12 protein-coding genes are annotated in these 14050 nt (G+C 42.9%); 2 read left to right on the top strand and 10 right to left on the bottom strand.

Going from position 1 to position 14050, the window contains the following annotated elements; all coding sequences use genetic code 11:
- The first annotated feature begins 205 nt into the window (after nt 1-205).
- Nucleotides 206-394, top strand: coding sequence for a hypothetical protein (locus tag HC643_RS19965; RefSeq protein WP_038081299.1), 189 nt, complete (start codon nt 206-208; stop codon nt 392-394).
- Between the two features lie 75 nt (nt 395-469).
- On the opposite strand, the gene HC643_RS19960 is transcribed toward HC643_RS19965, so the two are convergent.
- A complete protein-coding gene (locus HC643_RS19960; protein ID WP_038081301.1) occupies nt 470-1963 on the bottom strand; it encodes a hypothetical protein in 1494 nt (497 codons plus the stop codon).
- 493 nt (nt 1964-2456) lie between these two features.
- On the bottom strand, nt 2457-3920 hold the full coding sequence (locus HC643_RS19955; protein WP_038081303.1) for a DUF3370 domain-containing protein: 1464 nt from the start codon (nt 3918-3920) through the stop codon (nt 2457-2459).
- A 207-nt stretch (nt 3921-4127) separates the two neighbouring features.
- Between HC643_RS19955 and HC643_RS19950 the strand changes: the two genes are divergently transcribed.
- Entirely contained in the window at nt 4128-5369 is a 1242-nt protein-coding gene (locus HC643_RS19950) for an ABC transporter permease (RefSeq protein ID WP_038081323.1), read from the top strand.
- A 53-nt stretch (nt 5370-5422) separates the two neighbouring features.
- Here HC643_RS19950 and HC643_RS19945 read toward each other — a convergent pair whose 3' ends face one another.
- From HC643_RS19945 to HC643_RS19910, 8 genes are all read right to left on the bottom strand, one after another.
- The gene (locus HC643_RS19945) at nt 5423-6382 is read right to left on the bottom strand and encodes an NAD-dependent epimerase/dehydratase family protein (RefSeq protein WP_038081305.1); all 960 of its coding nucleotides are present in this window, start codon (nt 6380-6382) and stop codon (nt 5423-5425) included.
- Nucleotides 6379-7527, bottom strand: a complete 1149-nt coding sequence (locus tag HC643_RS19940) for a hypothetical protein (RefSeq protein ID WP_038081306.1) — start codon at nt 7525-7527, stop codon at nt 6379-6381. The genes HC643_RS19945 and HC643_RS19940 overlap by 4 nt, the downstream gene beginning before the upstream one ends.
- A gap of 9 nt (nt 7528-7536) precedes the next feature.
- Entirely contained in the window at nt 7537-9090 is a 1554-nt protein-coding gene (locus HC643_RS19935; protein ID WP_038081325.1) for a B12-binding domain-containing radical SAM protein, read from the bottom strand.
- A gap of 277 nt (nt 9091-9367) precedes the next feature.
- Entirely contained in the window at nt 9368-10420 is a 1053-nt protein-coding gene (locus HC643_RS19930; protein WP_038081307.1) for an aromatic ring-hydroxylating dioxygenase subunit alpha, read from the bottom strand.
- A 3-nt stretch (nt 10421-10423) separates the two neighbouring features.
- Nucleotides 10424-11827: an amidohydrolase family protein gene (locus HC643_RS19925; protein ID WP_038081309.1), complete on the bottom strand. Its 1404-nt coding sequence runs from the start codon at nt 11825-11827 to the stop codon at nt 10424-10426.
- Between the two features lie 38 nt (nt 11828-11865).
- Nucleotides 11866-12180: an Mpo1-like protein gene (locus HC643_RS19920; protein WP_038081311.1), complete on the bottom strand. Its 315-nt coding sequence runs from the start codon at nt 12178-12180 to the stop codon at nt 11866-11868.
- Nucleotides 12181-12332: 152 nt separating this feature from the next.
- Nucleotides 12333-12860: a sterol desaturase family protein gene (locus HC643_RS19915; protein WP_038081312.1), complete on the bottom strand. Its 528-nt coding sequence runs from the start codon at nt 12858-12860 to the stop codon at nt 12333-12335.
- Between the two features lie 33 nt (nt 12861-12893).
- Entirely contained in the window at nt 12894-13913 is a 1020-nt protein-coding gene (locus HC643_RS19910; protein ID WP_237265907.1) for a cupin-like domain-containing protein, read from the bottom strand.
- Nucleotides 13914-14050: the final 137 nt, after the last annotated feature.

The following is a 14050-nucleotide window of genomic DNA, read 5'->3' as shown; positions in this document are numbered from 1 at the left end:
TTGCACATCAAATGTCACCGATATGCAAGGTCACAACAATAATGTTTTTTTTGGAACAAAAATACTATGCAAGTAGTCCAGGGAATGTATGACATTAGACACCTTACAGCCAATTATGAGGAATATACAATTTTTTAATGATTCTTAAAACTTCTCTATTATAATATCTCTAATGGTGTGAGTTGATTTCGTGGTTCGTATAGTTATGACTACTTCTAGCGTTTCAAACACTGAATCCCAAACATACTGGGCAACCAAATTGAATAAATGCCTTTATCAGGCCGAGCAGCAAGCAAAATTTATGAACCTGCAAGCTGAAGTTGATTGCTTGTTAAGGCAATTGCAGGATATGAAAGTACAAAAATTATCTGATACGGGCAGCCTGGAAAGCTAAGTGGGCATTGCACGTATATCGCTTCTACCAAATTTTGTACAGTAGCAAAACAAGTGTGATTCAAAGCGAATAACATCAGAAGCTCGTATCGTACTCGCAAGACCCGAGGTGCGATTGCTCGCATTGTGAAACTTTACCGTCTAAAAGTTCTATGAGGCTTTGAGCGTAAGCAATGGTGTCTTGTGTGATGGGCGATCGCTGGCTCAACCAGGTGTTAGCTCGTTCTTTCCCGTGGCGGGCTGCTACAATCAAAGCACCCCAAACCTGCACTGACTGTCGCTTTGGATTGACTTGCAATTCTGTTTCCACGCGATTCCATAACCTTTCCCCATCCCCTTTAAGGAGGCTGGAAATTTCCTGAGCGTTTTGTGGCGAAGCCTTGAATACCCGTAAAGCTTTTTCCCAACGACCATCTATGATATCTGCCAAAACTTCTTGGCTGGGGCTTGCCCAGATTGTATTGGCTTGAGTCTTAGTAAATTGGGAGTGCAAGCGAATTGCATCTATTTGGGATTGCACGAGCGGTGAAAAAAGCTTTTTTTGGCTTTTCTTTAGAGATTCCAACCGTTCAAGAGCTGGCGTCCACAATCCGCTACGGGCTAGCAACAGAGCATTTCGGTACGCTGAATGCTTAATAACAGGTTGTGTCAAAGGAATAATTTCTAACTGGATGGGATTGAGGAAGTATTTAACAGATTTGACTTGGTAAATTTTTAACTGAGGTTCTAAACCTACTGTTTGATCCACAACAAGTTCTTTGTTTCCACCACCCGTGACTTGTCGCCATTCGGGTAAATGCCCGTTGGGGCTGGTCCAGGGTAACATGAATTGCAAAAGAGAGCGATCGCTATTGTAATAAACCACAATACCGTAAGCAATGAGGTTCGTTCCTTCTTGGCGATCGCCTCGTAAATAAAACCAAACACCAGATGTTGATGTCTCACCGTCAAAACGCCCTACTTCATTTAGAGGTAAGGGCAAACTATAACTTTGATTTTCATCTGTAGTCTTAACCAAGGGTGCTACCACAAAAGATTCTTCCGGTCCTGTAACAGGTAACTGAGTTGCCAAACGATAATATTTCTCCGATACGGATTTCAATTCCAATTCTTTAGAACGTTGATAAACTCTAAGTTCAACGATAGATTTACAATCAGACTGACAATTAGAGCGTTGCTTCAAGACTGGGAGCAAGAAAGACACTGCAGTATCACCTTTTAAAGGTAAGATTTGTCCTGCTTCCAAACCCTGGTGGTTGAGAGAGTCTTGAATTTGCTTGAGAGTACGAGGAAGTTCCTCGCCAGTTGTGGAAAATTGCACCCAATCCGGCAAAAATTTATTTATCCATCCTACTTGATAGGGATTGAGTATCAATTGGATGCTGACCCAAGCAAAAGTGACAACCAACCCCCCACTCCCCATTAAAACAGCCAGCGCGATCGCTGATACCAACCAGCTTTTCTGCTGGGGTTTCTTTTTAAGTTTTTTAGAGACACGCTTGACTCCACCTTCTTGCGGTTGATTGTGTCTGTAGGGTTTTGGCGCAGGGTTCGACGAAGGATTTGCCATGCTACTTTTTAACCAATTTAATTCTTCATTTTGTTTAAAGTATTTCCCTTTATACTCGCGTTTTAAAAATACGATCGAGAAAATTCATATTAGTGGTTGCAGGTTAGTAGTTATGGGGAAAGTTAGATCGTAGAGAACCACTAACGACTATCCGCTAACAACTAACAAACATAAATTCCGTAAAACTACTCATGTCATCACAAGAACTTTTTAAATACACTTTTGAGCATAAGTGTGATGTGAGTTGAGTGTAAAAAGTTAATAGGTAGAACAGTTCGTAGCAGTTCTGGTACTGATATAACTCTTACATAAATAAAGAGTGACTCAACTGCCAAACAAAGCGATGCTTATTCTTAAAGAGAAGTAGGAACAAACCTGAAAGGTTTCACTTAAAAAAGACACAAGGATATGGAAATGCAGAAATAAATTTATCTGTATGTCCACATTCTTATGTCTTATTTTTTATTAAGGCGCAGGAGTGCTACATTAACGATTAACCATCTAAAGTTTTCAAAGTTAATACGTGTGGTGGAGTTGAATCTGGGGGGTAAATCAGATCGACTTGCACTGTGCGACGCGAATTTGCTGGCATCACGACTTTAATGAGTGGTTCTAAAACCTGACCAGTTCTATGCCATAAATGTACGTAACGAGTTTTTTGTTCTCCTTTGTCATCAACGTAACGCAGCCTGACCGTACCTCGGAAAAAAGGAAAATCTAAAGAAGGTTTGCGGAATCGCAAACCTCCTTTGGATAAAATGTCTTCTTTTAAAGGGGTTTCTAATGTAAGGGATACTGTTTGGTTTTGGTTGGTAGAGTTGATCAAAGGTAAACTAAGGCTGTATTCCACTCCATAGTTCCCGTGCGCTTCGTAAGCTGTATCGGGATAACGCACTAGCATTTTTGCAGTTTGGTTTTGACTCGTTCCCAAACGACCCCCCCGGAGAGTAGCGATGGCATAGGAAATGGCTTTACCTCGTTGTGGAATAGTCAAGTTTTTTGCATTTGGGCTATCTAATAGTGTTGCTGTCCATTGAGAACCTTCAGAAACACCCGCAACACGACCATAAATGAGTTGTCCGCCCGTTTGATTTGGTGGAGTCGGGATTTTATCTCGCGGTCCGGCAAAGCTTCCCGTGTCAAGCATTGCCTGCCATTCTTCTAAAGAGGGTGCGCGATCGCTCCCATCTATATTTTTCTTAGCAAACATTGCCAAGCTTGCTGCATAAATTTTGCCATTACTACGCAGCCTCATAAAGCTAGAACGACCATTCACTGGTTTTTCGAGATTTTTAACTGGAATGGGGTGATTGAGTAACATCCGGCTTTGGCGTGGTGGAATGACTAGCTTCGCTGGAAAATCGCTTTGTCGGATACCTCGGAGTACGTCAGCAACTGCTCTATTCCCCGGTCCTGCATAAGCTTTACCATCAGAATTTTCTACATACGATGGTAAAGTGACAAATGGTGCATCTTGCATCAAGTAACTTGCCGCCTGTAAAACATCCACTGTGACTGGCTTTGGACTTGGATTGTGCAAAATCACCCCTAAATACAGCGTTTGCAAATCTTTGGGAGTGTGGGTATAGTGATGGGCAAATAAATCAAATTTTCCTTGAAAAGGAAAGTTTAAGTGTGCGGCTGAAACTTTTTTTCCGTTTGCAGGAAAGGTAGAGAGTAAAATTCCCTCTGTTTTGATCCATTCAGGGCTATTGCTATTAAAGACAGGTACTGTATCTAGCTTGCCTGATAAAGCTCGTACTTCCCCGGCTTGCACGATTTCTTCAGGTGCTGGTTTGGGTGGAGTTTGGGCAAGAGCTTTTTCTGAACTTGTTCCTTTTTTGTCAGAAGAGAAGTTTGTGTTCGTCAAAAATCCAAAGCTGGAAGTGATAAGAAGCCCTAATATAAGTAGGAATACAGAGGCAGGTAATTTATTTTTAGGTTGATAGACTGACATGAAAATGAATTTTCAGAAAGCAGGTGTAAAAGATGACTTCTTATAACTACAAGTTCCTTGCCATATTTCCTGAGTGCAATCTCTATCAATAGAATGATGATAAAAGTGCTCGGTCAGGAACTTGTGATTGCCAACACAACAATAGGCGTTTAGCATACTATGGCTACTGTCAGACTAAAAAAATTTCTTAATATACCAGCTTTTGTTATGGTTTCAATTGCCCGTAAAAATCTGCTTGAAGACATTCCTCGCTTTCTAGCAGCACAGGCAGGTATTATGTTTGCCGTTAGCCTAGTGACTATTCAAACAGGTATCTTTAATGGGTTTACGCGTTCCTCTACTAAATTAATTAACAATTCCACTGCTGATATTTGGGTAGCGTCTGACAGCATGATTTACCTTGACCTTACCCTACCAATGCCTTTAGCCCATGTGAATTTAGCAAGAGAAGTACCTGGTGTTGCAAATGCAGAAGCGCTCATTGCTACCGGAGGAGTGTGGCGTCACCCCATGGGGAGAATAGCGCCGGTCAGAATCATTGGATTCGACCCAGAGGGGCAATTGTTTATACCTAACAATGTCGTCCAAGGCAATAAAAATGCTCTTAAAGAACCGTATACTGTTATAGTAGATACATTTAATGCAGAGTCTTTAAGTGTACGCCGTGTTGGCGATCGAGCACAAGTTAATACTGTTCCTGTACGAGTGGTAGGCTTAACTCAAGGCAACCGCTCGATTGCATCAAATCCTTATATGTTTACTTCTCTGGAAAGTGCCACTACTTACGTGAGCTCTGGTAAAACTTCCAGTGTGTCTTGTCGAATGCAATCTGGTTCTAAAGATATTCAGTGTACAACCACTTACGTAGATCCGGAAAAGAATCCTACTCCCGCGCCAAAACCTTTATCTTCACTAGACCCCATCACTTATATCCTAATTCAAGCCCAGCCCGGTGAGAATTTGCAAGCACTCAAGAAAAAACTCGATGCGGCTTTACCCAATACCCGTGCCTACACCCGTGCAGAAATGATTAGAAGAACTGAGGTTTACTGGCAAAAGCGAACCGGCATCGGATTCATTTTAGGGCTGGGTGCAACAGTGGGAATCATTGTAGGAGCCATTGTTGTTGGTCAAATACTTTATTCTTCTGTATCAGAGCATCTTAAGGAGTTTGGCACCCTCAAAGCAATGGGTGCGTCTGATTGGACGATTTACAGCGTGATTATTGAGCAAGCTATATGGATGGCTATTCTCGGTTACATCCCTGGTATGGCACTTTGCTTTGGAGTCGCCACTTGGACACTGGCAAGTCAAGGTATCCTCATTCTAATTACGCCAACAACCGCGATCGCAGTTTTTGGTGTAACTATTCTCATGTGTACTGGCGCAGCAATTTTTGCCATTCAAAAAGTTACCCGTCTCGATCCCGCCACGATATTTAATAAATAGGGATTGGGAACAAGGGAGAGGGGGGAGAAATTTCTTCCTTGTCCCCCTAACAACTAACTATTACCTACAATCTCACGTAGGGTTTCTGTCACTGAACGAGGATTCCAGCCCAGGTCTTTACGGGCTTTAGTAGCGTCTACTCGGACACATCGGTCGTAGATGTAGTGAACGCGTTCCCGACTGATGGGTGGTTGCCATTTCAGCAGCCGTCCGATTGGGTCGAGTAAGTTTCCAGCCAATCTTACAAGGGGTTTGGGAACTTCACGGGGTACTGGGATACCTGTTTCTTGGGAGACAATGGCAAACATTTCGCGCAGTGTTAAATCACCGGCGGAAATAATATAGTAATCTCCCGGTTTCCCTTTTTCTGCTGCTAAAATCATTGCGTCTGCGAGGTCGTCTACGTGGACAATTCCAGTAATGCGATCGCCTCCCGCCCATACTTTGAGCCTTCCTTTGCAAAACTGCTGCATGACCGGACCAAAATGGGGATCGTCAGCACCAAATATTCCAGAGGGAAGAACGCTAACAGCATGAAAACCAGCTTTAGCAGCTCGATCTATTAATTGTTGAGCTTGGTATTTAGTGCGATCGTAAGCAGAGGAAAAGTGCTTTTGCGTTCTTTGAAAAGTTTCATTGACTGCTTGACCCTTTGTATCGCCAAATACACCAATAGTGCTACAGTAAACTAACTTAGATACGCCAGTTTCTTGAGCCACTTCTAAAACGGCTCGCGTCCCCTCTACATTGACTCGCTCCATCTCAGCTTCATTGACAATTCCTAACTCCACATAAGCAGCAGTGTGAAAAACCGTATCAATATCAAGCATTGCCGATCGCAATGCCTCTTTATCAGAAATATCACCGTAAACCAGTTTTACGTTAAGGTCCTCAAGGCGGGTTAAATTACTAGATTTACGTACTAACCCAACAACAGTGTTGCCTTGCTTTTGCAATGCCCTGACTAAGTGAGAACCTGTAAATCCATTAGCTCCAGTTACTAACGCCTTCATAAGGATTTTTCATAAATTCTGAAAGTTTTGTAAATTTTGCCACCAGCCGCTTCGATTAATTTGCGGGAGGGAAAATTGTCTTCAAACACCCAAGAAAGTTCTGCCCTTTTATAAGGTTTTCCCTTTTTACTACCACCTTGCATTCCTAAATAAATTAAGGCTAAAGGTACCATTTTTCGACGATATTCTGGTAGCGAGCAAACGACCAAGACTCGTCCTCGATCGATTTGACGCCGATACCAAAGAAACTTAAGTATCCCCAACCAGTTGAGTTTTCCATTAACGTGCTTGAGGGGAATATTGTAGTCAGGTAAGCCCATAAAAAAGCCCACCATTTTGCCATCATATTCTGCTATGGGAAAAGCATCTGGATCTATTAAATCTTTGAGATCCTGAGCTTCTTCTAAAAATTCTGCTTCAGTACGGGGAGAGGAACTCCAATTGTTAGCAAAAGTGGTATTGAACAAGTGGTATATACTCTTGACATCTTGCTCGAAGGCTTCACCTTTTGTTGCAATTGGGCGGAAGTTTACACCCGATTTACAAGCAATATGATAGCCTTTCTCAAATTCTGCTGGTAGAGGTTTATTTAAAGGAAAATCATAAGCATAAGCATCCTTAGCTTTGTGCCATCCATCCTTTTCCATAAACTCTCGGTAATAAGGCGGATTGTATGGCATCATCACCATTGGGGGTGAGTCAAATCCATCAACTAAAAACAGGCAGTTATTATGAGTGGAGAAATCAATTGGACCCCTAACTGCAGTCATTCCTTGCTCTCGCAACCATTTGCAGGCAACTTCTAGTAACGCTTGAGCGATAGTAAAATCATTAACACATTCAAAAAAACCAAACAAGCCAATATTTTGACCTTCACGATCTATAAGTCGTTGATTGACAGAAGCAACTATTCGTCCCACTGCTTGAGGATTTTTTGCATCTTCGGATATAGCAATAAACTGTTCCAGTTTTCCATATCCTAAGAAGGGATTTGCGAATGTAAATTGCTTTGCAACACTGCTACGAATAGGAGGTACCCAATAAGGATCGTTAGCGTATACCTTTTTTGGGACATCCAAAAACATCTTGTTGTCTGCAGCCGTTGTCACGACCCGGATATTAAATGCCGTTTGATTGATTGCCATTTATTTCGGTTAACGGATTGAAACTAAAGATGTGTTTTCCAAGCATTGCTCGAGTTGTGCTTCGATTTCCTCACGGACAATTTCACGGTACTCAATAAAATGCTCTAGGTGGGCGCAACTAATAAAATAAGCTTCAAACACTCCAGGATTGTGCCAGAGAATTGAGAATAACTGACGCCAGAATTGGAAGCGGGTATTTCGCTTGATTCCCTGCCGCCAAAAAATAATCAGCAATGCTCGGATATACTTGAATTGTGGTATGCGGAATTTCTTTTTGTGAGGGGTCGGTTTCATTGCCATGAAATGTCGAAAAACTCTAGCTAAATAACGTTTGGGTTCGTAGAGTTTCCAGAAACATCTCACATACTCACCAGCCAGTTCTTTAATAGGACGAGTAGGAATAAAATTGGTAAGCGTTGTTTGATTGATGTTAGCCTTTCCATTCTGCAGACGTCCTTCCTTCTGAAGCCGCTCCCAGAGCGCAGTACTTGGAAGCGCTTGAAGCATACTGCACATTGCTTGAGGAATCGCAGTCGCTTCTACAAACTCGATAATGCGATCGCCAGCGCCCGCTTGTTCGCCATCAAAGCCAATAATAAAACCAGCCATAACGCGCAAACCCGCCCTGTTAATTGTCTGAACGGATTCAATCAAAGAGTGACGTGTATTTTGGAATTTCTGAGTCAATGCCAAGCTTTCCGTATCCGGTGTCTCGATACCTAAAAATACAGATCTAAAGTTGGCAGCAATCATCAATTCTAGCAGTTCTGGATCTTGTGCCAGATCCACTGAGGCTTCTGTTGAAAAGCGGAAAGGATAGTCGCGTTCTGCCATCCAAGGAACAAGTTCGCGCAGCAAGAGTTTTACATTGCGCTTGTTACCTATAAAATTATCATCTACCACAAAGATCGAGCGCCGCCAGCCCAGATCGTAGAGAGTTTGCAACTCAGCCAGTAACTGTGAGGGGGTTTTAGTCCGTGGTTTCCGCCCGTAAAGTACGATAATATCGCAAAACTCACATTGAAAAGGGCAACCTCGGGAAAATTGCACGGACATATCGCTGTAAGCTTCTAGCTCCAGCAGATCGTACCTGGGAATAGGCGTAGCAGTCACATCAGGCTTTTCTCCTTTGGCGCTGAAGACTCCTGAGGTTTCGCCCCGTTCTAAAGCTGCAACCAGCATTGGCAGGGTAATTTCACCCTCATCTAAAACCAGAAAGTCTGCCCCTGCTTCCTGTGCGTCTTTAGGAACAGAAGTGACATAGGGACCGCCTACGGCAACAAGTTTACCCCGTCGCTTTGCCTCACGAACCAGAGACAGCATATCGGATTTCTGGACGATCATTCCTGAAATAATCACCAAATCCGCCCAGTTCCAATCTGCTTCAGTTTCAAAACGAACATTACGGTCTACCAAGCGAAACTCCCAAGTTTGGGGTAGGATAGCCGCAACTGTAATCATTCCTAGAGGCGGAAGTGAAACTTTCAGCCCGATCAGTTCTAGTGTTTTGTCAAAAGACCAAAAGGATTTAGGGAACAGAGGATATAATAGTAAAATTCGCATTATTAACCTCAAAGGGTAACGTAAAATCAAAGAGTCTGTGCTGGCTTGTGGTTCCCACCAGTTGAAGCACAGCAGTCTAGTTCTACGCTGAATCATGGTGGAGTCAGTCAGAAGGATTGCTCCGTTTCAGACGCTCCTTGTTTGCGCTTGATGCAAGATCTGATAAAAGTGAATTTGTTTATCAAATCTAAAGTTTTTTGGAGTTTTACTGTCGCTCGATCCAGCCTGCGAAATTTAAGATAAAGTCAGCGATATTGAGATATAGCATCTTTTGTAGTTACTCATTAAATTTTTGTAGCGATTGTTCATATTGCAATATGAGAACCCGTTGAAGGGCAATAATAGCAGGGTTGATTTCGATATAACGTCGGTGGGGATTTGCAAGATAGCTTTGCTGCTCGCTCTCAATTATTTCACTATCTTGAGCAACAAATTTTTGAAACAAGCGCAAGATAAAATTTGCTAACAGTTTCTCGATCGGTTGGAGTATCCATTTAGGAAGGCGAATTTTAACAAAGAAAAAGGAAAAAGATCGCGTTTCGGTTGGACTAACAGGTAGTCGCATGAGGTAGAGGGAGGAGAGACCTTCGAGCGAACTGTGATAGTGGGGGTAGCAATACCGGATTGAGATAGTCCGGGTTGTGACTTTATTTGCGCGATCGCTCCAGCCTAAGAGTTTGGGAAGAGTGCCTTTATAAGAAACCCGATAGTCAGCACACACGGATGTTTCTGTTGCCTGTAAGTTAATCAGAACTGGATCGAACCAGCCCTGTAGTTCTTGGTGCAAATACCCGTGAAACACATCCATCGTGTTTTCATTACAAATGGAGAAATGTGCTTTAAAGTGAGTTGGGATTGGCACCATCAACCAATCGGGCTGGTCAAATTCAGGTATATCAGGCAGTTTGGATTGTTCAGACAAGGCAGCATCACCCGGAAATATCCAAATCAGATTGTATTTTTCCTGAATTGGATAGCTAAGGGCTCGAGCACAGGGAAGTTTTTGCCCCGGAGGTAGGTAAGGAATGCTGACACACTCGCCACTTCCATCAAATTCCCAACCGTGATAGGGACAAGCAAGGTGATTCCCTTGGACTTTGCCTTTGTGCAGTGCAACTCCTTTGTGAGGACAAGCATCTTCCAAGGCATAAACTTGACCATTGGCATCACGGTAAACAACAATTGCTTGCTGCCAAATCACTACAGGCATAACTTCACCAACTTTAAGTTGGTCAGCCCAAACAACTGGATACCAATAGTTGGGGTTGATGCCAACCTCGCGGACGCGGTTATGAACTGTTTGACTTTTGAGGGTTGTGGCTAGTTCCATCACTTACACTATTGCTTTACTGCCTGTTTCGGCTAATAACTCTTTGGGTAGAGATTGGCGCAAGCGATCGCCATAAAGTGCTAGAGCATTACCGCCTAGCAATAGCCCCAAATGCTCTCGATCGTAATCAGCAACTGTAGCAGCATCTCGAACACAGTTCTGAAGTACGCCATCCCAGTGACCGTAATCCCCAGAGAAGCAAGCTACGCGCTTACCGACTTCACCCATAGAGATGTGAAGATAAGAAGGACCGGGATCGTCTGATTCAAAAGAGGTAAAGATTTGCCCCCGTTCAAAATACTCTAAGGGATCTCGATGACGGAGATCGTAGTGCTCGTATAAGCTAGCGTCATCAATTTTGGTAGGGTCGTGTTGGGCATTCCACAAGAGGTCGAAGAGGTTTTTAGCCTGATTCATCAGATTGATATTATTGTGGCTACCTCTTTCCTGAATCATCAATTTTGTGTATTCGATCAGGGATGGGCGATAGGGATGTTTGGGGTCAAAATCGCGAATGCGCTTTTCCCAATGCTCGTGAAAGGCATGGGCGAGATCTGGTAACCAGCCGCAGCCGCCTTCTAGAAAGCCAACGCGGAGTGTAGGAAAGCGCTCAAAAGCTCCATCAAACACCATGCGTGCTAGTGCTAGCTGTTGTTGGTTCCGCTGCACGAAAATGTGGGTGAGAACAAAAGTTTCCATATGATCGGAAATGCCACCCACCATAGAAGAACCGGGACCACCGTGAATGCCAAGGGCAATGTCTAAGTCTACAGCTGCTTGCAATAAGGGGTGAAAATCGGGATGGCCGATCGTCTTACAAGTACGAATTTCTGGAAACGCTTCAGGTGCTTTGGGATGGGGAATTGGCAAGTTTGGAGCAACAGCTACACCTATCATGCCCAGTTCATTCACACAACGATGCATCTCCGCCACTGCAGCGTCTACATCTTGTAGTGGTAGAACGCCAATAGGCTGGAGGCGACCACCGTACCCCCGGCAATCCTCAGCAATATAATTGTTGTATGCACGGCAAAGTGCGATCGCGAAGTCTTTATCTATGATGCTTGAAAATACTAAGTTTAATGTGCCATATATAACCTGAACATCAATACCTTCCTGGTTCATGTGTTCGAGGCGGATTTTATTGAACATTGCACCCAAAGTGGTCTCTGGGTGTAAGGTGCGAAAGCCTCCCTTACCCAATCCCTGTGGTTGAGGGAACATCCGCACGAGGTCGTTCTTACCTGTGGCTGGGTTAAAGTCTGCTATTCTTGCCCTTTGGTCACCCAGACTATCAATTGTCAGACCAATGCGATCTTGATACTCTGAATCGAGGTAATCCCTCATGACTAAAGGATTTTCTATCTTATGAGCATCCGCATCAATCACCAACAAACCTTGATACATTAATTATTTTCTCCTTTTCACCAGTCAAAGCGCAAACATTAAACTGACTTTTGCGTAAAAGATCTCAAAACTTGGCGTACACCGAACCAGTTCTCGAAAGACCATAGTATCGAGACTACGATGGTTATACCGGGATACCTAACAAAAGCAGGCTCGTTTTTTTCAAAGAGTGCATGCCCACCCAAAGCAAAAACTTGGGTAAGTACCAAGCAAACAAGTGTCAGTCGCCAGTCGTAGAACAGACAGACAACCGCCCCAATTGCCAGGAGATTTGTTAAGTGATGCAGAAACTGGTTAATAGGATGCTGATGACTCGCAACAAAGTGGGCTTTTGCCTCTTGGAAATAATTCAAATTTGTTTTCCTCCGGTTCCAGCCGCCTACAAAGCTTAAAGCTGTTTAGAAAAATATACCAAAACTCCAAGAAAAACCAATTCTATACATAAGATTTTTATCTTCTGACTAGATCGGCAACTAGAATCACTTGTCACCATTGCTTGTTATTGCTACCACCAGCGCAGCTGAAAATAACCCCGTTCTGGTTGATTGAGTTCTTCTGCTGTCAACCATTCCATAGGTTTGTACGTCCCAAACACATGGTCCCACCAATCCACTGCCAAACCAAAATTATGGTGCCACATACCATACTTATGATGTACGTAGTGTACTGGCATTTTCATCCAAAAGCACTTGGTTGGGTTTTCATGTTGAAGTTGATGGGCGTAAGCTGAAAATGCAGCATAAACCAGCGCACCCAAAAACCAACCAATTCCAGCTTGCCAAGAGTAGAAAAACATCAAAAACATCACTACAGCGCTGCCTTTGATATAGTCCCGAAACTCCCACACCACCCCTTGTCCTTCATTGCGACGATGGTGGTCGCGATGACGTTCGCCAACCTTAGGCGAGGCGTGCATCAACCGATGTATCCAATATTCAACTAAACTTGCCAAGACAAATGCTATGACAAAACAAGCGATTCCTACCCCCAAGGAGAAGGCTGGGCTTGCAGAAAGCTTCTCCAACTCGGTCATCGACGTTTTTTCCTCACACTTTTATTGATTATTTTATAACCTGTGAGAAATTTTGCTGAATTTTTGTTTGCGATCGCGGCTGAAAGCAACAGTGGCAAAATTGAACAAAATATGAGGTAATGCACATATCATTCCCAACACAGCACGCCATCTACTTCGAGACAACAAAACTCGTGAAATAGGATAAACTCGCCAGAACCTATTGACCGCACAAACCATTTCATCACCTAATGCCGTTACATCATGCCACCACCCTTCAGGGATAAAAAGAGTTTCACCGAGGTTGAGAATGGCTTCATGTCTGTGCTGGAGTGCTTCTTTAAATTTTGGAAATGATGTGAAATCTGGATTTTCCACATTCACTTTGCTAAACCAGCAACGCATTTTCATACCATAAAAAAGGTGGATATAAAATGGAAAGGGATAGAGGTTATTGGTTTGAGAAGGTGGGAAAAGTACCACTTTTTTAGAACCGTGCATCTGCATGAGTGTCCCATCTACAGAATCATAATGCAGTCCCGAGCTATGACCAGCCGGATTAACGTAAATATTGAGATGGGTTACCGATTTTTTTAAACCCAGTTTTTCTCCAATACTTGTTAAAGAGAGATTATCGGCGAGAGGAGTATTTTTGAGGGGATGTTTTCCCAGGTTAATATCATTTTCACGAGCCTTGCCACTACGCATGAGTTCGGCGAATTCACTGAAGGACATAATTTGTAAATCGACTCCACTACCGATGGATTTCCAGTTGCGTTTGTCCTGTTTGTACCTGGCACTTCCATAATTCCGAAAGACAAATTTTTGATTGCCAAGCTTTTCACACAAATAATCTAAAGTCCAGTCGCTCTCGTCTTTCAACAATCCCGTGATAATGACTGGTGTGCTAGTTTTTCGATATTTCTCAAAAAATATCTTTGGTGTTAAATCTGCTATATCAATCCGTAATATGGGGTGAGTTATATTGTATACTTCTGACTCAAAGTTTTGCTTTGACTGTAAATGCATGAGTGTGTTGTTGCTGTAGATGAGTTCTGTATGCCTTTCAGTCATTCATTTTTTCAAAAATGAAAATTTTTAATTGTTAAAATTTTATAAATTTTAACAATTCCAGCCAAAGTACCATTCACTGTCTGTTCCAACCCAAACAATTCTTTATTCTGGAATGCTCTACATTCAACAACAGCAGT

The organism is Tolypothrix bouteillei VB521301 (assembly GCF_000760695.4).
Taxonomy (GTDB): Bacteria; Cyanobacteriota; Cyanobacteriia; order Cyanobacteriales; family Nostocaceae; genus Scytonema; species Scytonema bouteillei_A.
This window is presented reverse-complemented; position numbering and strand designations above follow the sequence as displayed.

Excerpts from the sequence above, each read along its gene's own strand:
- HC643_RS19965 (WP_038081299.1), top strand. The coding sequence starts at position 206 with ATGACTACTTCTAGCGTTTCAAACACTGAATCCCAAACATACTGGGCA.
- HC643_RS19960 (WP_038081301.1), bottom strand. The coding sequence starts at position 1,963 with ATGGCAAATCCTTCGTCGAACCCTGCGCCAAAACCCTACAGACACAAT.
- HC643_RS19955 (WP_038081303.1), bottom strand. The coding sequence starts at position 3,920 with ATGTCAGTCTATCAACCTAAAAATAAATTACCTGCCTCTGTATTCCTA.
- HC643_RS19950 (WP_038081323.1), top strand. The coding sequence starts at position 4,128 with ATGGTTTCAATTGCCCGTAAAAATCTGCTTGAAGACATTCCTCGCTTT.
- HC643_RS19945 (WP_038081305.1), bottom strand. The coding sequence starts at position 6,382 with ATGAAGGCGTTAGTAACTGGAGCTAATGGATTTACAGGTTCTCACTTA.
- HC643_RS19940 (WP_038081306.1), bottom strand. The coding sequence starts at position 7,527 with ATGGCAATCAATCAAACGGCATTTAATATCCGGGTCGTGACAACGGCT.
- HC643_RS19935 (WP_038081325.1), bottom strand. The coding sequence starts at position 9,090 with ATGCGAATTTTACTATTATATCCTCTGTTCCCTAAATCCTTTTGGTCT.
- HC643_RS19930 (WP_038081307.1), bottom strand. The coding sequence starts at position 10,420 with ATGGAACTAGCCACAACCCTCAAAAGTCAAACAGTTCATAACCGCGTC.
- HC643_RS19925 (WP_038081309.1), bottom strand. The coding sequence starts at position 11,827 with ATGTATCAAGGTTTGTTGGTGATTGATGCGGATGCTCATAAGATAGAA.
- HC643_RS19915 (WP_038081312.1), bottom strand. The coding sequence starts at position 12,860 with ATGACCGAGTTGGAGAAGCTTTCTGCAAGCCCAGCCTTCTCCTTGGGG.
- HC643_RS19910 (WP_237265907.1), bottom strand. The coding sequence starts at position 13,913 with ATGACTGAAAGGCATACAGAACTCATCTACAGCAACAACACACTCATG.